The sequence below is a fragment of the Kitasatospora sp. NPDC004289 genome, from assembly GCF_053602875.1.
This window is the reverse complement of record NZ_JBSGEL010000062.1, coordinates 1-18,650: the sequence shown is the minus strand read 5'-3', so window position 1 is coordinate 18,650 and position 18,650 is coordinate 1. Positions and strand designations below refer to the sequence as shown.

17 protein-coding genes, 1 tRNA gene and 1 pseudogene are annotated in these 18,650 nt (G+C 74.0%); 13 read left to right on the top strand and 6 right to left on the bottom strand.

Going from position 1 to position 18,650, the window contains the following annotated elements; translation table 11 throughout:
* Positions 1–12 precede the first annotated feature (12 nt).
* Together ACWEPF_RS31060 and ACWEPF_RS31055 are read left to right on the top strand one after the other, a co-directional pair.
* Positions 13–86: transfer RNA gene (locus ACWEPF_RS31060), tRNA-Met, on the top strand.
* 596 nt (positions 87–682) lie between these two features.
* Positions 683–2,362, top strand: a complete 1,680-nt coding sequence (locus ACWEPF_RS31055) for a tetratricopeptide repeat protein (protein WP_449795652.1) — start codon at positions 683–685, stop codon at positions 2,360–2,362.
* A gap of 165 nt (positions 2,363–2,527) precedes the next feature.
* On the opposite strand, the gene ACWEPF_RS31050 is transcribed toward ACWEPF_RS31055, so the two are convergent.
* Complete coding sequence (locus tag ACWEPF_RS31050; protein ID WP_345287372.1) at positions 2,528–2,944, bottom strand: Fur family transcriptional regulator; 417 nt, start codon at positions 2,942–2,944, stop codon at positions 2,528–2,530.
* A gap of 128 nt (positions 2,945–3,072) precedes the next feature.
* Here ACWEPF_RS31050 and ACWEPF_RS31045 point away from each other — a divergent pair, with 128 nt between their 5' ends.
* Positions 3,073–4,548, top strand: coding sequence for a catalase (locus tag ACWEPF_RS31045; protein WP_345287374.1), 1,476 nt, complete (start codon positions 3,073–3,075; stop codon positions 4,546–4,548).
* Between the two features lie 76 nt (positions 4,549–4,624).
* Here ACWEPF_RS31045 and hisN read toward each other — a convergent pair whose 3' ends face one another.
* The 5 genes from hisN to ACWEPF_RS31020 all read right to left on the bottom strand — a co-directional run bounded on the left by hisN (position 4,625) and on the right by ACWEPF_RS31020 (position 9,108).
* Entirely contained in the window at positions 4,625–5,422 is a 798-nt protein-coding gene (gene hisN, locus ACWEPF_RS31040) for a histidinol-phosphatase (RefSeq protein ID WP_345287376.1), read from the bottom strand.
* Positions 5,423–5,503: 81 nt separating this feature from the next.
* A complete protein-coding gene (locus tag ACWEPF_RS31035) occupies positions 5,504–5,827 on the bottom strand; it encodes a DMT family transporter (RefSeq protein WP_345287378.1) in 324 nt (107 codons plus the stop codon).
* A 121-nt stretch (positions 5,828–5,948) separates the two neighbouring features.
* Positions 5,949–7,004, bottom strand: coding sequence for a ribosome small subunit-dependent GTPase A (gene rsgA, locus ACWEPF_RS31030; protein ID WP_452175175.1), 1,056 nt, complete (start codon positions 7,002–7,004; stop codon positions 5,949–5,951).
* 14 nt (positions 7,005–7,018) lie between these two features.
* Positions 7,019–8,338, bottom strand: coding sequence for a 3-phosphoshikimate 1-carboxyvinyltransferase (aroA, locus tag ACWEPF_RS31025; protein WP_452175174.1), 1,320 nt, complete (start codon positions 8,336–8,338; stop codon positions 7,019–7,021).
* Positions 8,339–8,394: 56 nt separating this feature from the next.
* Complete coding sequence (locus tag ACWEPF_RS31020; RefSeq protein WP_452175173.1) at positions 8,395–9,108, bottom strand: M50 family metallopeptidase; 714 nt, start codon at positions 9,106–9,108, stop codon at positions 8,395–8,397.
* Positions 9,109–9,218: 110 nt separating this feature from the next.
* Here ACWEPF_RS31020 and ACWEPF_RS31015 point away from each other — a divergent pair, with 110 nt between their 5' ends.
* The 10 genes and pseudogenes from ACWEPF_RS31015 to ACWEPF_RS30970 form a co-directional block, all read left to right on the top strand.
* A complete protein-coding gene (locus ACWEPF_RS31015) occupies positions 9,219–9,974 on the top strand; it encodes an SOS response-associated peptidase (protein ID WP_452175172.1) in 756 nt (251 codons plus the stop codon).
* A 58-nt stretch (positions 9,975–10,032) separates the two neighbouring features.
* Entirely contained in the window at positions 10,033–10,650 is a 618-nt protein-coding gene (locus tag ACWEPF_RS31010) for an alpha/beta hydrolase family protein (RefSeq protein WP_452175171.1), read from the top strand.
* A 101-nt stretch (positions 10,651–10,751) separates the two neighbouring features.
* A complete protein-coding gene (locus tag ACWEPF_RS31005) occupies positions 10,752–11,624 on the top strand; it encodes a sigma-70 family RNA polymerase sigma factor (RefSeq protein ID WP_452175170.1) in 873 nt (290 codons plus the stop codon).
* Complete coding sequence (gene rsrA / locus ACWEPF_RS31000; protein WP_452175169.1) at positions 11,621–11,923, top strand: mycothiol system anti-sigma-R factor; 303 nt, start codon at positions 11,621–11,623, stop codon at positions 11,921–11,923. Before ACWEPF_RS31005 ends, rsrA begins: the two co-directional genes overlap by 4 nt.
* 266 nt (positions 11,924–12,189) lie before the next feature.
* Positions 12,190–13,605 (top strand): HD-GYP domain-containing protein, encoded by a 1,416-nt coding sequence (locus ACWEPF_RS30995; RefSeq protein WP_452175168.1) that lies wholly within the window; start codon positions 12,190–12,192, stop codon positions 13,603–13,605.
* Complete coding sequence (locus tag ACWEPF_RS30990; RefSeq protein WP_345287395.1) at positions 13,602–14,900, top strand: HD-GYP domain-containing protein; 1,299 nt, start codon at positions 13,602–13,604, stop codon at positions 14,898–14,900. Before ACWEPF_RS30995 ends, ACWEPF_RS30990 begins: the two co-directional genes overlap by 4 nt.
* A gap of 205 nt (positions 14,901–15,105) precedes the next feature.
* Positions 15,106–16,086, top strand: a complete 981-nt coding sequence (locus tag ACWEPF_RS30985) for a tetratricopeptide repeat protein (protein ID WP_452175167.1) — start codon at positions 15,106–15,108, stop codon at positions 16,084–16,086.
* An 80-nt stretch (positions 16,087–16,166) separates the two neighbouring features.
* On the top strand, positions 16,167–16,826 hold the full coding sequence (gene def / locus ACWEPF_RS30980; RefSeq protein WP_345287399.1) for a peptide deformylase: 660 nt from the start codon (positions 16,167–16,169) through the stop codon (positions 16,824–16,826).
* Positions 16,827–16,966: 140 nt separating this feature from the next.
* Complete coding sequence (locus ACWEPF_RS30975; RefSeq protein WP_345287401.1) at positions 16,967–17,824, top strand: hypothetical protein; 858 nt, start codon at positions 16,967–16,969, stop codon at positions 17,822–17,824.
* Between the two features lie 172 nt (positions 17,825–17,996).
* Positions 17,997–18,650 (top strand): annotated as a pseudogene (locus tag ACWEPF_RS30970) (hypothetical protein); the annotation flags it as partial.

Sequence of the window (18,650 nt, the reverse complement as noted above, 5' to 3'; positions counted from 1 at the left end):
TGAACACAACGACGCGGGGTGGAGCAGCTCGGTAGCTCGCTGGGCTCATAACCCAGAGGTCGCAGGTTCAAATCCTGTCCCCGCTACTCTGAACCGAAGGCCCGGAGATTCATCTCCGGGCCTTCGGTGCTTCCCGGGGCTGATCGCCCGTCAAATGGGCTCACCCGTCCGGGTCGTGCTCCGGTACGATGCGTCCCCGGGGTTTGTGGGGGGCAAGTGTCGGGAAATCGACAAAGCGCTGAAGCAATCTCGCCGGGCTTCGGCCCGCTCCCGCCAAACCTGGCCGGGGCAGGTGTACGCGGGTTGCGGGTGATGCGACGATGGAGCACATGGGGGACGCCGTACGGCAGTTGACTCCCCTGCCCCGGGGAGGTCGCCGTCGCAGCCTCGACGTCCCCGGCGGATGCCGCGGCACTCGGGGGAAGCGGGAGTCGGCATGAGGCTGATCGGAAGGAACGATCCGGGCAGGGCGGACAAGTCGGCCGTGGGGGCGGTCGACACCGAGGCGTGGGCGCAGAGCGAGGAGCCGGCCGCCGCGCTGCCGGCCCAGCGCACCAGCGGCCTGACGGTTCCCCGAGCCGCCGGCTACGGGCCCGACAGCCTGGTCCGGGTGCCCGCCAGGCAGTTCGCGCCCGCCGCGGGCAGCTACGCCGCGCCCGCCGACGAGCCCGAGCCCGACCCGATGAGCTTCGAGTCCGCCCTCGCCGCCCGCGAGCAGGCCGCCCTCGAGGTGAGGCACCGTCAGGCCGCCGACCAGGGCGACCCGAACGCGGCCAGCCAGCTCGGTGCGCTGCTGCTGCGCCGCGGTGACCTGGAGGACGCCGAGCCCTACCTGCGCAGCGCCGCCTCCGCCGGACTGCGGGCCGCCGCCAACAACCTCGGCGTGCTGCTGCACCAGCGCGGCCACCGGGCCGAGGCCGCCCAGTGGTGGCGGCAGGCGGCCGTGGCCGGCTCGGCCCCGGCCGCGCACGCGCTCGGTCTGCAGCTGCGCGACCAGGGCGAGGAGGAGGCCGCCGAGTACTGGCTGCACTTCGCCGCCGAGCACGGCCACCCGCTCGGCGCCTACGCGCTGGGCGACCTGATGGAGCACCGGCGCGACGTGCGCGCCGAGCGCTGGTTCAAGGTGTCCGCCGACGCCGGCCACCGGGAGGCCGCCTACCGCCTGGCCCGGATGCGCGAGGCGGCCGGCGACAAGGAGACCGCCGAGACCTGGTACCGCACCGCCGCCGCCCGCAGCCACGCCCGCGCGGGGCTGCGGCTCGGCGTGCTCCTGGAGGAGCGCGGCGACGTGGAGGAGGCGGCGCGCTGGTACCGGCAGGCGGCGCAGAACGGGGAGGCGCGCGCGGCGTGCGCGCTGGGCTTCCTGCACCGCGACGCGGGCGACCTGACTGCTGCCGCCGAGTGGTGGCAGGAGGCGGCCGAGGCCGGTGACGGCAACGCCGCCAACGCGCTCGGCGCCCTGCACGCCGGTCGCGGCGAGGCCGTCGAGGCCGAGCACTGGTACCGGCTGGCGCTGGAGGCCGGCGACCAGAACGGCGCCTTCAACCTCGGCCTGCTCTGCGCGGGCGCCGGGCGCGAGGCACAGGCCGAGCAGTGGTACCGGCGCGCGGCGTACGCCGGGCACCGGGAGGCCTGCAACGCGCTGGCCGTCGTGCTGCTCCAGCGCGGCGACGAGTCCGGGGCCGAGCCCTGGTTCTCGAAGGCCGCCGAGGCGGGGAGCGTCGACGGGGCGTTCAACCTCGGGGTGCTGCACGCCGGGCGCGGGGAGCAGCAGCAGGCGCACGAGTGGTACGCGCGCGCTGCGGCGGAGGGGCACGGAGAGGCGGCGCTGCAGCTCGCGGTCGTCCACGAGCAGCGCGGGCAGCTGACGGGTGCTCTGGAGCGCTACCGCCAGGCGGCGGCCGGCGGTTCAGCGGAGGGCGGCTTCCGGCTGGCCTCGCTGCTGGACCGGCGCGGCGACGCCGACGCGGAGGCCGAGCACTGGTACGCGGTCGCGGCGGACGCCGGGCACCGGCGGGCGCAGGTCCGGATGGGCGTGCGGGCCGCGGAGCGCGGGGCGCTGGAGATCGCCGAGAGCTGGTACCGGCGGGCGGCGGAGGCGGGCAGCCGCAGCGCCGCCTTCAACCTCGGCCTGCTGTTGGCCCGTCAGGACCAGGAGGGCGAGGCCATCGCCTGGTACACCCGGGCCGCCGACGCCGGCCACGGGCGGGCCGCCCTGCGGCTGGCCCTGCTGGCGCTCCGTCGCGGCGAGCCGGTCCAGGCCGAGTCCTGGTGCCGCCGCGCCGCCGACTACGGCCCCCCGGAGGTCACCGAGCGGGCCGCCCGTCTGCTGGGCGCGCTGCACACGGACCTCAGCGCTTAGTACCGGCGGCGCGAGGGACGTACGTGGTTACACCGGGGGCGCGAGGAACTGCGCGCAGGGGAACGGCAGCACCTGCAACCGGCTGACGGTGCTTCAGTTGCCGGTGGGCCGCCTCCCGAAGCGCGCAGTTCCTCGCGCCCCCGAAGGCGTAACCAATTCCGAAATTCAGGCCTGACTGCACGAAGGGCAGAGGCCCCGGTACGTGACTTCGGCCGCCGAGATGACATAGCCGAAGCGCTCGGCTGCGGGGAGGGCGGCGAGCAGGTCACCCTGGGGGTGGACGTCGCGGATGGAGCCGCAACCGGAGCAGATGAGGTGTTGGTGGGCGTGCCGCGCGTTGGGGTCGTAGCGCTTGGCGCGGCCGTCCGTGGAGACCTCGAGCACCTCACCCAGGGAGACCATCTCGCCCAGCGTGTTGTAGACCGTGGCGCGGCTGATCTCGGGGAGGCGCTCCACCGCCCGGGCGTGTACCTCGTCGGCGGTGAGGTGCACGTGCTCGCCGTCGAGGACCTCGGCCACCACACGGCGCTGCGAGGTCATGCGCCAGCCGCGTCCGCGAAGTCTTTCCAACAGGTCACTCATGCCTGACAGGGTAAGCCAGGTTCTCGACTTGGTTCCAGTGTTGACTTAGACAAAGTCCAAGCTAGGATCGAGCCGAAGCTCAGGCACACGGTTACGACCGACGACCGGACACGCGGAGGCACCCCGACATGACCACCCAGAGCGAGCGGCCCATCCTCACCACGGAGGCCGGTGCGCCGGTCTCGGACAACCAGAACACCGAGACCGCGGGTGTGGGCGGACCGGCGCTGGTCCAGGACCAGCTGCTGTTCGAGAAGCTCGCGCACTTCAACCGCGAGCGCATCCCGGAGCGCGTGGTGCACGCCCGCGGCGCCGGCGCCTACGGCACCTTCACCGTGACCGCGGACGTGACCGCGTACACCCGGGCGAACTTCCTCTCCGAGGTCGGCAAGCAGACCGAGACCTTCCTGCGGTTCTCCACCGTGGCGGGAAACCTCGGTTCGGCCGACGCGGTGCGCGACCCGCGCGGCTGGGCGCTGAAGTTCTACACCGAGGAGGGGAACTACGACCTCGTCGGCAACAACACTCCGGTCTTCTTCATCAAGGACGCGGTGAAGTTCCCGGACTTCATCCACACCCAGAAGCGCGACCCGTACACCGGCTCTCAGGAGGCGGACAACGTCTGGGACTTCTGGGGCCTGTCGCCCGAGTCGACCCACCAGGTGACCTGGCTGTTCGGCGACCGCGGCATCCCGGCGTCCTACCGCCACATGAACGGCTACGGCTCGCACACCTTCCAGTGGGAGAACGAGGCCGGCGAGTACTTCTGGGTGAAGTACCACTTCAAGACCGACCAGGGCATCAAGAACCTCACCGCGGCCGAGGCCGCCGTGCTGGCCGGCGAGGACCCGGACAGCCACCAGCGCGACCTGCGCACCTCGATCGAGAACGGCGACTTCCCGACCTGGACCGTGCAGGTCCAGATCATGCCGGCGGCCGACGCGGCGAACTACCGCTTCAACCCGTTCGACCTGACCAAGGTCTGGCCGCACGCGGACTACCCGCCGATCGAGATCGGCAAGCTGGAGCTCAACCGCAACCCGGAGAACGTCTTCGCCGAGGTCGAGCAGTCGATCTTCTCGCCGGCGCACTTCGTGCCGGGCATCGGCCCGTCGCCGGACAAGATGCTCCAGGGCCGCCTGTTCGGCTACGGCGACGCGCACCGCTACCGGGTCGGCATCAACGCCGACCACCTGCCGGTGAACCGTCCGCACGCCACCGAGGCGAACACCAACAGCCGGGACGGGTACCTCTACGACGGCCGCCACGGCCGGGCGAAGAACTACGAGCCGAACTCCTTCGGCGGCCCGGTGCAGATCGACCGTCCGCTCTGGGCCTCGGTGCCGCTGACCGGCGCCACCGGTGAGAGCGCGGCCCCCTCGCACGCCGAGGACAACGACTTCGTCCAGGCGGGCAACCTCTACCGCCTGTTCTCCGAGGACGAGAAGGCCCGTCTGATCGCCAACCTCGGCGGCTTCATCGCCAAGGTGTCGGCGGACCGCGAGGACATCGTCGAGCGCGCCGTCAACAACTTCCGCCAGGCCGACGCCGACTTCGGCAAGCGCCTGGAGGAGACCGTCCGCGAGCTGCGCACGCAGAAGTAACGGACGTTCAGAGACCGCGGGCCCCGGGTGTGTTCAGTCACCCCCGGGGCCCGCACCAATGTCCCGGGACGCGCCGTCAGACGGTCAGCGCCCGCAGCACCTCGTCGTGCAGCAGCCCGTTGGAGGCCACCGCGTCGGCGCCGCCCGGGCCGTCGACGCCGTCCAGGCCGGTGAAGCGGCCGCCGGCCTCCTGCACCACGATGCAGGGCGCGGCCATGTCCCAGAGCGAGAGCTCGGGCTCGGCCGCCACGTCCACCGCGCCCTCGGCCACCATCATGTAGGACCAGAAGTCGCCGTAGGCGCGGGTGCGCCAGCAGGAGCGGGTGAGGTCCAGGAAGGCGTCCAGCCGGGCGCGCTCCTCCCAGCCGCTGAGCGAGGAGTAGGAGAGCGAGGCGTCCTCCAGGCGGGAGACCTTGGAGACCTCGATCCGGCTGGCCTTGGCCAGGCTGCGGCCGGCGTAGGCGCCCAGGCCCTTGGCGGCCCACCAGCGGCGGTTCAGCGCGGGGGCGGAGACGATGCCGACCACCGGGTGCTGCTCGCCGTCCGGGCCGACCTCCAGCAGGGAGATCAGGGTGGCCCAGACCGGGACGCCGCGGACGTAGTTCTTGGTGCCGTCGATCGGGTCGATCACCCAGCGGCGCGGGCCGGAGCCCTGCAGGCCGAACTCCTCGCCCAGCACCGCGTCCCGGGGCCGGGCCCGGGCGAGCACGTTGCGGACCTGCTCCTCGGCGGCCTTGTCGGCGTCGCTGACGGGGGTGAGGTCGGGCTTGGTCTCGACCTTGAGGTCCAGCGCCTTGAAGCGCTCCATGGTGATCGAGTCGGCCGAGTCGGCGAGGACGTGGGCGAGTCGGAGATCGTCGTGGTAGTCGGCCATGCCGAAAACCCTAGCGAGCCGGGTCCGTCCGGGACCAGTTCGGCTCGCACTGCGGACCGGTCCGTCCCAGACCGGCCGGACTCAGTGGGCGGAGCCGCTGAGCTGGAGGCCGATCACCCCGGCGACCACCAGCGAGATGGAGACCAGCTTGAGCACCGAGGTGGCCTCGTCCAGGAAGACCATGCCGTAGATCGCGGTGCCGGCCGCGCCGATCCCGGTCCACACCGCGTAGGCGGGGCCGACCGGGAGGGTCTTCAGCGAGAGGGTGAGCAGTCCGAAGCTGCCGAGGGCGAAGACCGCGAAGCTGACGGTGGGCCAGAGCTTGGTGAAGCCCTCGCTGAGTTTGAGGTTGATCGCGAAGCCGGTCTCCAGCAGTCCGGCGATGATCACCAAAGCCCAAGCCATCCGAGCCGACTCCCCTCGCGAGGCCGGACCGGCCGGTCCGACCTTCCTATGATCGCCGCGAGGGGGCGGACCGACACTTCTGACGGGCCGAAAGGTGCCGACCAGTCATCCGGACGTCACCTCAGTCGCCCTCCCGGGCCTCCTTGGAGGCCAGCAGCCGGCGCAGCGAGTACAGCCGGGCATGCTCGGCGTGGCCCTCCTCGACCCAGGCGTCCAGCGCGCAGTCCGGCTCGTCGTGGCTGCAGGCGCGCGGGCACCCCTCCGTGCCGGGCTCCAGGTCGGGGAAGGCCAGGATCACCCGGGACGGGTCGATGTGGGAGAGGCCGAAGGAGCGGAAGCCGGGGGTGTCGATCACCCAGCCCGGCTCCAGGGCCTTCTTCGAGCCGGGCTTGGCCCCGGGCGGCGGGGGCAGCCGCAGCGCCAGCGCCGAGACGGTGGTGTGCCGGCCGCGGCCGGTCACCGCGTTGACGTGGCCGGTGGTCCGCTGACGCTCCGGCACCAGCGCGTTGACCAGGGTGGTCTTGCCGACGCCGGAGTGGCCGATGAAGACGGTGGCCATCCCGCGCAGCCGCTCCCGGACGGTCTCCGCGCCGGTGGTCTCCAGCTCGTCCCGCCGGGTCACCACGTAGTCGATGCCGAGCGGCGCGTACGTCTCCAGCAGCGGCTCGGCCGGGGCCAGGTCGGACTTGGTGAGCACCAGCAGCGGCGTCATCCCGGCGTCGTACGCGGCCACCAGGCAGCGGTCGATCAGCCGGGAGCGGGGCTCCGGGTCGGCCAGCGCGGTGACGATGGCCAGCTGCTCGGCGTTGGCCACCACGATCCGCTCGTACGGGTCGTCGTCGTCCGCGGTGCGGCGCAGCACCGAGCTGCGCTCCTCCACCCGGACGATCCGGGCCAGCGTGTCCGGCTCGCCGGAGAGGTCGCCGACCAGCTGGACCACGTCGCCGACCACCACGCCCTTGCGGCCCAGCTCGCGGGCCTTCATCGCGGTGACCTCGCGCTCGCGCTTGGTCCCGGCCTCGACCAGGCAGGTGATCCGGCCCCGGTCGACGGTGAGCACCATCGCCTCGGAGGCGTCCTCGTGCTTGGGCCGGATCCTGGTCCGCGGCCGCGAGCCCTTGCGGGCCGGGCGGTTGCGGATGTCGTCCTCGTCGGTGTCCTTGCCGTAGCGGCGCATGTCGTGATTCCCCGTCAGCCCCGGCCGAGGAGCTCGGCCCACATCTGCGGGAAGTCCGGCAGGGTCTTCGCCGTGGTGGCCACGTTCTCCACCAGCACGCCGGGCACGGCCAGGCCGAGGACGGCGGCGGCGGTGGCGAGGCGGTGGTCCTCGTAGGTGTGGAAGGTGCCGCCGTGCAGCCTGCGCGGGCGGATCCGCAGGCCGTCGGCGGTCTCGCTGACGTCGCCGCCGAGCTCGTTCAGCTCCTTGGCCAGGGCGGCCAGCCGGTCGGTCTCGTGCAGCCGCAGGTGGGCGATGCCGTAGAGGTGCGACTCGGAGTCGGCCAGCGCCGCGACGGCGGCGATCACCGGGGTGAGCTCGCCGACGTCGTGCAGGTCGGCCTCGATGCCGTGGATCCGGCCGGTGCCGGTGAACTCCAGGCCCTCGTCGGTGAAGGCGCAGGCGCCGCCCATCCGGGTGTAGAGGTCGCGGAGCTGGTCGCCCGGCTGGTAGGTGTGCTTCGGCCAGTCCCGGACCGTCACCCGGCCGCCGGTGACCAGCGCGGCGGCGAAGAACGGGGCCGCGTTGGAGAGGTCCGGCTCGACCACCAGGTCACGGCCGATCAGGGCGCCGGGGGTGACCCGCCAGACGTCCTTCTCGCCGCCGTCCTCGGGCGCGTCGACCTGGGCGCCGGCCTTGCGGAGCATGTCGACGGTCATCCGGATGTGCGGCAGGGAGGGAACGGTGGAGCCGGTGTTGCGCACCTCCACGCCGGAGTTGTAGCGGGCGCCGGAGAGCAGCAGGGCGCTGACGAACTGGGAGGAGGAGGACGCGTCCAGCTCCACCGTGCCGCCGTCCACCGCGCCGGTGCCGTGCACGGTCAGCGGGAAGCCGCCGCGGCCGCCGTCGTCGATCCGCACGCCGAGGGCGCGCAGCGCGTCGATCACGCCGTGCTGCGGCCGCTCGTGGCTGCGCGGGTCGCCGTCGAAGTGCACCGGGCCGTCGGCCAGCGCGGCCAGCGGGGGCAGGAAGCGCATCACCGTGCCGGCGTTGCCGACGTCCACCTGGGCCGGGCCGCGGAGCCGGCCGGCCGGGATGACCCGCCAGGCCTCGCCGCCGCCGGTGCCGCCGCTGGCGTTGTTGACCGTCTCCTCGACGGTCACGCCGAGGGCGCGCAGGCCGTCCGCCATCAGCTGGGAGTCCCGGCTGCGCAGCGGCCGCCGGACCCACCCGGGGCCGTCGGCCAGCGCGGCCAGCACCAGCGCGCGGTTGGTCGCCGACTTCGAGCCGGGGATGGTGACGGTCGCGTCGACGGCACCGGTCGCGACGGGTGCGGGCCACAGCTCTTCGGTCATGCGCTCAGTCTAGGGGCCCTCGCTGTACGTACCGCCCGGGCGGAGCTGACGGGGGCTCAGCCCAGCAGCCAGGCCGAGCCGAGGGCCAGGGAGACCAGGGCGACCAGCAGGAAGACCGTCACCCAGAGGAGGGGCCCGAGGCCGGTGAGGCGGGCCAGTTGGTCGGCGTCGGTGGAGCGGGCTCCCTCGCGGCGGCGCTTGCCCTGGAGCTCCAGCACCGGCCGGACCCCGGCCAGCAGCAGGAACCAGACGCCCGCGTAGGCGAAGGCGGACTGCAGCTGGCTGCCGCCGTACCAGGAGATCAGGAAGAAGGCGCCGCCGGTGACCACCACCGAGAGCAGCCCGTAGAGGTTGCGGATCATCACCAGCAGCCCGGCCAGCAGCACCACCGAGATCCAGAGCAGCTGGGTGACGTGCTGTCCGGCCAGCAGCGCGGCGCCGCCGAGGCCGAGCAGCGGGGGAGCGGTGTACCCGGCGGCGGCGGTGAGGATCATGCCGGGGCCGGTCGGCGGGCCGGAGGAGATGGTCAGGCCGGAGGTGTCCGAGTGCAGCCGGATGCCGGAGAGCCGACGGCGCGTCAGCAGCGCGACCAGCCCGTGGCCGCCCTCGTGCGCGATGGTCACCACGTTCCGGCTGAGCCGCCAGAGCGGCCGGGGCACCACCGCCAGCAGCGCGGCCCCGGCGCAGGCCAGCACCAGCCAGCGCGGCGGGGCCGGCTGGGTGGCGGTGACCGCATCGGTGACCGTCCGCCACAGTCCCGCGAAGTCCATTCCCTACCTCCTCCACCACGCCGGACCGGCAGCCTCCCATGCCAGGACGGCCGGGCGGAACCGTCCGGTTCTGCCCTTCGGGTGAGAACGGCCGTGGCAAGCTGGCCGTCATGTGCGGACGCTTCGCCTCCACCACCGCGCCCGAGGACCTGGTCGGGATCTTCGGCGTCGAGCAGTGGGACCCGACCGAGACCGTCGCGGCCAGCTGGAACGTCGCCCCGACCTCCCCGGCCTTCGTGGTGCTGGACCGCCCGCCGCGGGGCGGCGGCGCGCCGGTGCGCCAGCTGCGGGTGCTGCGCTGGGGCCTGGTGCCGGCATGGTCGCAGTCGCCGGAGACGGCGGTGAAGATGATCAACGCGCGCTCGGACACCATCCACGAGAAGCCCTCCTACCGGCAGGCCTTCGCCTCCCGCCGCTGCCTGGTCCCGGTGGACGGCTACTACGAGTGGGAGACCATACCCACGGAGAAGGGGAAGCCGAGGAAGCAGCCCTACTTCGTGCACCGGGCGGACGGCACCGTCCTCGCGCTGGCCGGGGTGTACGAGTTCTGGCGGGACCGCCGCCACCCGCCGGACCACCCGGAGGCCTGGATGGTCACCTGCGCGATCGTCACCACCGACGCCGAGCCCGCACTGGCCCCGATCCACCACCGGATGCCGCTCTTCCTGGACCCCTCCTCCTTCGACGCCTGGCTCGACCCGGCACTGGACGACCCGGGCCGGCTCTTCCCGCTGCTCGTCCCGCCCGCGCCCGGCGCCCTGGTGGCCCGGCCGGTCGGCCCGGCGGTGGGCAACATCCGCAACAACGGACCCGAACTGCTGCGCCCGGCGGACGAGGTCGAACCCGACGAGAGCGTGCTGTTCTGATACGACACAGTTCCCGGCGGCGGTTCTGACAGAGCGCCGCCCCACCTGACGGAGTGTCATGCTCGTTCCCACCCCGGCCGGCGAGGCCCGGATCACCCTCCACCCGGCCGCCGCGGAGCCCCGTGCCCTGCTGGCCCTCGGCCACGGCGCCGGCGGCGGCGTCGAGGCGCGCGACCTCCGGGCGCTGGCCACCGTGCTGCCCGGGCACGGGATCACCGTGGCCCTGGTCGAGCAGCCCTGGCGGGTGGCCGGCAGGAAGGTCGCCCCCGCGCCGAAGACCCTGGACGCCGGCTGGCTCCCGGTGATCGCCGAACTCGGCGGGCAAGGGCTGCCGTTGTACCTCGGCGGCCGCAGCGCCGGGGCCCGGGTGGCCTGCCGGACGGCGGGAGCCCTCGGCGCGGCCGGGGTGCTCGCGCTGGCCTTCCCGCTCCACCCGCCGGGGAAGCCGGAGAAGAGCCGGGCGGACGAACTGCTCTCCACCGGCTGCCGCACCCTGGTGCTGCAGGGCGGCCGGGACACCTTCGGCACGCCCGCCGAGTACCCGGCCCTGCCGGACACCCACCGGCTGGTCGAGGTCCCGTACGGGGACCACGGCTTCGCGGTGCCCAAGCGCGCGCCGGTCTCCCAGGAGGAGGCGCTGGAGGTGATCACCGCGGCGGTGCTGGACTGGCTCTGACCAGCCCTGACAGGTCCGTCCGGCGTACCGGGAATTACCGGTGCGGGTGAGGGGTTGAAGCCTCACGTCAGCACGGTGCAACCGGTGGAGAGGCAGGGCAGATGGGTTCGATCGCGTGCCCCGAGCGTCAGGGCGCGGCTTCGGCGATGCCGGACTGGTCCGAGTGGATCGGCGCGGGCGGGAAGTCCGTCAGCCCGATATCCTCGCTGTCGGGCGGGCCCACCCAGGCGCCTGCCCGTACTGCCGAGGAGGTGGGTCCGGTCGTCGGAGCGGAGCACGAGGCCGAGCCGGTCGAGGTCAGCGCGGTGCTGACGGGTGAGGAGCTGGCCGAGGCGATCGGCGAGGACACCTTCCGGGTGTCGGCCGACGAGACCGAGGACGAGCGGCGCGAGCGCTTCGAGCGCGACGCCCTCGGCTACCTGGACCAGATGTACTCGGCGGCCCTGCGGATGACCCGCAACCCGGCCGACGCCGAGGACCTGCTCCAGGAGGCGTTCGCCAAGGCGTACGCGTCCTTCCACCAGTTCCGCGAGGGCACCAACCTCAAGGCCTGGCTCTACCGGATCCTCACCAACACGTTCATCAACTCGTACCGGAAGAAGCAGCGGGAGCCCCAGCGCACCGCCGCCGAGGAGATCGAGGACTGGCAGCTGGCCCGGGCCGAGTCGCACATGTCGACCGGTCTGCGCTCGGCCGAGGCCCAGGCGCTCGACCACCTCCCGGACAGCGACGTGAAGGACGCCCTGCAGGCGATCCCGGAGGAGTTCCGGATCGCGGTCTACCTCGCGGACGTAGAGGGCTTTGCGTACAAGGAGATCGCGGACATCATGGGTACTCCCATCGGCACGGTGATGTCCCGGCTGCACCGTGGCCGCCGTCAGCTGCGCGTCATGCTGGAGGACTACGCCCGCGAGCGCGGGCTGGTCCCCGCCGGCAGCGGTGCAGGGCAGGAAGCGAAGGGCTCGGGCTCATGAGCTGCGGCGATCCGCACGACACCGACTGTGGAGAGGTGCTCGACCACCTCTACGAGCTGCTCGACAACGAGATGGCCGAGGGGGACTGCGCCAAGCTGAGGGTGCACTTCGACGAGTGCTCCCCCTGCCTGGAGGAGTACGGCCTGGAGGCCGCCATCAAGGCCCTGGTCAAGCGCTCCTGCTCCAGCGACCACTCGCCGGCCGACCTGCGCGGCAAGGTGCTCGCCCGGATCGACCTGATCCGCGCGGCCCAGCGCGAGGGCGAGCCGCAGCCGCTGGCCGCCGAGGCGGCCGAGTAGGCACGAGCATCCGCGGGGGAGCCCGGTAGGCCGTCGCGGCCTGCCGGGCTTCTCCGTGTCCGCCGCACCCTCACTCGTTCGAGTGAGTCGGCGCTGCGCCGACCGGGGCATTCCCGGATCGGGCGTCCAGCCCGCCCGCCGGGCCCCTATTCTCCCTGACGGGCCCTCAGTAGGCGGGTGCCCCAAGGGAACTGCGGCCTTGGCGGGAGGCGGAGATCGTCGGTGACGAGGCGGCCCCGGCCCTGCCGGGAGCGGCCAGACGGTACGTGGTGCTGGTGCTGTGCGGCGCGGTCGCGGGTGTGCTGACCCTCGCGCTGCCGGGCGGTGGGCCGCTGTCGGGCCCGGTCCACTGGCCCCGGCTCGGGCTGCTGGCCCTGCTGCACGCCTGCTGGGACTCGCTGGCCCAGGGCAGCCCGACCCCCTGCCTGCGCACCGCGCGGGCCGCCCGGGCGGTGCTCACCGGGCGGCCGTCGGCCCCGGTGGCCCGGCCGGTGGAGGCGGAGGCGGCCGGGCCGGTCTTCCTCCCGGTGCTGTTCGCCGGGGTGCTGATGCTGCCGCCCGCCGCGGCCGCCCTGGTCGCCGTCCCGGCCGCGCTGGTGGCCCCGGCCGCCGCGCCTCGGGCGCTGCGGCGGGCGTGGAACGCGGCCCAGCTGGGGCTCTCCGCCTTCGCGGCCGCCCTGCTGTTCCGGCTGCTGCACGGTCCCGAACTGCTGCTCGGCTCCCGCTTCCCGGGCGCGGCGCTGCCCGCACTGGCCGCCGTCCTGCTGTTCTGCCTGGTCAACGCGGCCCTGGTGGCCGCGATGCGGCGCCTGGCCACGGGCGGCCCCGGGCGGACCGCGGTGGCGGAGGGGCTCGGCGGCCGGCTGGCCGGGGCGCTGCTGCACGGGGCGGGCGGGCTGATGGTGGCGGTGCTCTGGCAGGGCCCGTACGGGGCGTTCGCCGCGGTGCTGGCGCTGTTGCCGTTCTCCATCTCGGCCTGGGTCTCGGCCCAGGGCAGCCGGGAGCGGACGGCGCACCGGGCCACCGTGCAGGCGCTGGTGCAGGCGGTGGAGATCAAGGACGCCTACACCCGGGGCCACAGCGAACGGGTCGGCCGGGCCTCGGTGATGATCGCCCGTCAGCTCGGGATGGCCGAGGACCGGCTGCGCACCCTGCACTTCGCCGGGACGCTGCACGACGTCGGCAAGCTCGGGGTGGCCACCGAGCTGCTGCGGCGCAACGGCCCGCTCACCGAGGCCGAGCGGCGGGCGGTCGAGGTGCACCCGGTGTTCGGCTTCGAGCTGGTGCGCGGGATCGACTTCCTGGGCGAGGCGCGCGGCGGCATCCTGCACCACCACGAGCGGATGGACGGGCGCGGCTACCCGCACGGGCTGGCGGGGGACCGGATCCCGGAGTTCGCCCGGATCATCTCGGTGGCGGACGCCTTCGACTCGATGACCTCCACCCGCTCCTACCGGCGGGGACGCCCGGTGGCCGAGGCGGTGACCGAGCTGGAGCGGTGCGCGGGCAGCCAGTTCGACCCGCGGATGGTGCGGGCACTGGTCGAGGCGGTGGCCGAGCACGGCTGGCGGCCCGCGCTGCCGCCGCCCGGCGGCTGGGACGGCGAGGTGCCGGACATCCCGCTCGGGGTGCCCGAGCCCGCCCGCCGCGGCTCGTCCGACCTGATGCGCGGCAGCTCGTGATCCGGGCGCTGCGGCTGGCCGCGGCCGGGCTGTTCCTGCTCTGCTGCCTGGACGTGCTGCACCACGGGGTGGCGGCGCCGCTGGTGGCGGCCGCCTTCGCGCTGGTGGTGGCGGTCGGCGAACGCGTCCGGATCACCCTGCCGGGCGACCGCGAGCAGGCCCCGATCGGCACCGCGGTGGCGCTGGCGTACGCCCTGCTCGGGCCGCTGCACGGCCTGCCCACCACGCACAGCGTCACCCAGGTGGTCGCGGTCGCGGGGGTGGGCACCCTGCTCGGCCGCTTCCCGCACCGGCGGCGCTCCCGCCGCCCCGCGCACGGGGGCGGGGAGCCGGCGCCCGGGGTGCTGGACGGGGCGGCCCGACGGGTGCTGACGGTGGGTTTCGCCGGGGTGCTGTTCCAGCCGCTGTACAACAGCGGCGCGCTGGACCAACTGCCGCTGGCCGGGCCGGTCTACGGGGTGTTCCTGACCGGGGTCGCCGCGCTGGCCGCACTCTGCGACGCCACCCTGGCGGCGGTGCAGCGGCGGGCCGCGCACGGGCTGCGGTTCGGGGCCGCGCTGGAGGACGAGCTGCGCTCGCTGCTCGGGATCGGCTCGGCGATCGTGGCCACCGGCATGCTGATCAGCCTGCTGGCGGGCGAGGTCGGGCTCTGGGCGCTGCCGCTGTTCTGCGCCCCGCTGGTGCTGGCGCAGGCCTCGTTCCGCCGGGCCGCCGGGATCCGGGCGACCACCGGGCAGACCATCGAGACGCTGGCCCGGGCCACCGAGGTGGCCGGCTACACCCCGCCGGGCCACGCCCGCCGGGTGGCCGACACGGCCTGCGCGCTCGGCCGCGAGCTCGGGCTCGGCAGCCGGGACCTGGCCCTGCTGGAGTACGCCGCCCTGATGCACGACATCGGGCAGCTCTCGCTGGTCGAGCCGGTGCCGGGCGGGGCCACCGCGCTGCTGCCGCAGGCCGAGCAGCAGCGGATCGCCCGGCTCGGCAGCGAGGTGATCAGCCGGACCGGGGTGCCCCGCCGGGTGGCCGGGCAGGTGGCCCGGCTGGCCGATCCGTGCCGGGGGCCGGACGGCCGGGAGGATCCCTCCGTCCCGCTGGCCGCCCGGATCATCCGGGTGGCCAACGCCTATGACGACCTGTCGGCCGCGGCCCGGGCCCGCGGGCTGGGCGAGCCGGACGGCCGCCGGGAGGTGCTCGGCCGGCTGCGGGCGGAGGGCGGCCGGCTCTACGACCCGAGGGTGCTGGACGCGCTGGGCGGTCTGTTCCCGTCAGCCGCGGGTGCTCGGTACCCGGACTGATCGCGGACGCCGCTACCTGACACCCCCGGGACGGTTCCGCCCGGCGTGGCCTCCGGACCTGACTGAGCACCCTCGCAAGGAGCGCGGCCCGGGGGCGTCGTGGTTGGATGCGGTCATAGCGAGGAAAGGGCCCGGTCCGGGCGGGCCGGGGGCCCGTCACCCGGCGGGCCGGTCAACCGGCGGACGACTACGGCAGGGACGGAACGTGAGGATCTTCCACCGCGCACGGCACCGGCCGTCGGCGACCTGGCGGCAGACCACCGACCGGGCGTTCACCCTGATCGGTGACGGCCGCTACGAGGACGCCGGCACCCTGCTGGTGATGGCCGCCGACCTGGAGCCCTGGCTCTCCGACTCCTGGTTCAACCTGGCCCTGCTGCACAAGTTCCGCCGCGACTGGGAGCAGGCCCGGGCGGCCGGGCTGCGCGCCGTCGCCCTGCTCGACCGCGACCAGGGCGCACCCGACTGGTGGAACCTCGGCATCACCGCCACCGCCCTCCAGGACTGGTCGCTGGCCCGGCGCGCCTGGCAGGCGTACGGCCTGCGGCTGCCCGGCGGCGCCCAGGACGGCCCGGTCCAGCTGGACCTGGGCACCACGCCCGTGCGGCTCTCGCCGGAGGGCGAGGCCGAGGTGGTCTGGGGCCGGCGCCTGGACCCGGCCCGGATCGAGGTGCTCTCCATCCCGCTGCCCTCCTCCGGCCGCCGCTGGGGCGAGGTGGTGCTGCACGACGGCGCCCCGCACGGCGAGCGGGTGGCCGACGGGGTGGCGTACCCGGTCTTCGACGAGATCGAGCTCTGGGCGCCCTCCCCGGTGCCCACCTACGTGGTGCTGCTGCACGCCCGGACGGCGGCCGACCGGGACGCGCTGGAGCGGCTGGTGGCCGACGCCGGGTACGCCGCCGAGGACTGGACCTCCTCCGTCCGCCTGCTCTGCCGGGCCTGTTCGGAGAGCCGGATGCCGAGCGACGACGGCCGCACGGTGCACCACGATCCGCACGACGACGGGGACGCCGCCCACCCGGGACACCTCAGCCACCTCAGCCAGGCCGGTTCGGGCCTGGCCTGGCTGGCCGAGCGGGAGTGCGGGATCGCCGCCCCGGCGGCGCTGGTCCGGGCACTGCTGGACGGCTGGGTGGACGGCTCGCCGGACAGCCGGGCCTACCGGGACCTCGAAGAGGTCTGCTGAGCTCCCGGGAGCAAGGACCGCGGGCGGCGGGTGCACCGTACTCTTTACCCGGAAGATCCGAGTACAGGAGAGCGGGAGCGATGGCGGACCAGCACGACCACGAGGGCCACGACCACGACCACGAGGGTCACGACCACGACCACGACCACCAGGAGTCGGGCGCGGGCCGGATCGTGGGTGAGCTGCCGGACACGTCCAAGGGCACGGCCCGTCCGATCACCGTGGTCGGGAACCCGGTGCTGCACCGGGAGACCAGGACCGTCACGGACTTCGACGCGGAGCTGTCGGCGCTGATCGACGACATGTTCGTCTCGATGTACGCGGCCGAGGGCGTCGGCCTGGCAGCCAACCAGATCGGCGTGGACGCCAAGGTGTTCGTCTACGACTGCCCGGACGACGAGGGCGTGCGCCACGTCGGCCACGTGATCAACCCGGTGCTGGAGCCCTTCCCGGCCGACCGCCCGCGCAACCTGGACGACGGCAACGAGGGCTGCCTCTCCGTCCCCACCGCCTACGCCGAGCTGCCGCGCCCGGACTACGCCGCGGTGACCGGCCAGGACAAGGACGGCAACCCGGTCCGGGTCGAGGGCACCGGCTTCTTCGCCCGCTGCCTGCAGCACGAGACCGACCACCTCTACGGCTTCCTCTACATCGACAAGCTGTCGAAGCGGGACCGCAAGGACGCCCTCAAGCAGATGGCCGAGGGCACCCCGCGCTACGCGACCGTCCCGAACGACTGACGGTCCGTCAACCGGTGGTGCGGAGGGCCCGGTATTTCGGTGCCGGGCCCTCGCCCTCCCCTGGTAGCGTGCCGCGACCGCGGATCGTGGTCCACGCGCAGACTGGGGGATCTCCTTTGAAATCAGGGCAGTTGGGGCGGATGGCCGCCTCTCTCGTCGGACTGGTACTGCTCGCCGCCACGGCTCCGGCCGCGGCGGCGGAGGACCAGCCGCTCAGCTGTGAGGCGAGGAGCCTCCCGGGCGAGTCGCAGCCGCTGTCGCCCGGCGACAGGCTGACGGCCGGGCAGACCCTGGCGACCGACAAGGTGAAGCTGGTGGTGCAGGCCGACGGCAACGTGGTGCTCCACCTCTGGGACCAGGCCCGCGGCAACGGGCTCGGCCCCGCGCTCTGGTCCACCGGCACCTGGGGGAACCCCGGCGCGTACCTGCTGATGCAGGCCGACGGCAACCTCGTGGTCTACCGCGAGGGGGGCGGCCCGACCTCCGGCGGAGCGCTCTGGTCCACCCACACCTGGGGCATCGACAGGGCCTGTGCCCGGATCGACGAGTACGGCGACTTTGCGGTCCGTGACGGGAACGGCCAGGCCTGGAGCCCCTCCAACACCCGTACCGTCAGCAGCAACCCGGGCATGGACGCGCTCTGGCCCGCGGACTGGGGCTCCGGCGCCAGCCAGTGGCTGGGCTCCAGGACGGCCTGGCTGGTGCACCAGAAGGACGGCAACCTGGTGCTCTACCGCAAGTCGGACGGCAGGCCGCTCTGGGCCACCGGCACCTCCGGGGACCTGAACTCGATCGAGCTGCAGCGGGACGGGAACCTGGTCGTCTACAGCCCGGGCGCCGGCCCCGGCCGCCGCCCGGTCTGGGCCACCGGCACCTGGGGCAACCCGGGGGCGTACGGACTGCTGCAGGACGACGGCAACTTCGTCCTCTACCGCGAGGGCGGTGGCCCGTCGGCCGGCGGGGCGCTCTGGTCCACCGGGACCTGGGGCCGGGTCTGACACCCGACACCCCCTCACCACCCGACCGGGGTGAGGGGGTGTCCGTTCTCCGTACTAGAGTCCACTCCGGCCAGCGGGGGCGGCCGCGGGGACATCCGTGCTCACCCCTGTGCGGGCCGAGCCGTCGCGTACGGCGCGGCGGCCCGTCGAACGAAGGGGTGGACCTCATTCCATGCGCAACCGTTTGAGCAGGAGCACCACCGTGCTGCTGCTGACGCTGTCCGCCGCCGCGAGCGGGGTCTCGGTGGCGGCCGCCGCCGAGGCGCCGGGCACCCAGCAGGTCTCGTACCGCGGGCTCGAGCTGGCCGTCCCGGCCGGCTGGCAGGTGGTCGACCTGGAGAAGAACCCCAGGGCCTGCGTCCGGCTGGACCGGAACGCGGTCTTCCTGGGCACCCCCGGTGCGGACCAGGACTGCCCGGCCAAGCCGGCCGCCGAGCGGGCCGACGTCCTGGTGGTCGAGCCGGTACCGGCCGGCACCTCCGCCCCGGTGGTGGAGGCCGGCCGTCCGCTGCCCGCCCCGGTCGTGGAGGCGGGCCGGATCGGCCGGGAGTTCCGGGCCGAGGTCAAGGGGGCCGCGCTGCGGGTCACCGGGACCTACCGTGACTCGGCCAAGGCGCTCGGTGACCTGATCGCCGGCGGCTCGGTGGACGCCGCGGCCGTCCAGGCCGCTCCGGCCGCGAAGCGGTCGCTCGCGGCGGCGGGCAGCCCGCAGGCGGGCCTCCAGGTGGCGTCGGTCTTGATGATGCCGGCCTTCTGGGTGCCGATCTCGCCGGTGGTGTTGCCGAGGCGGTCGGTGTGGTCCAGGCCGATGGGGGTGATGACGGAG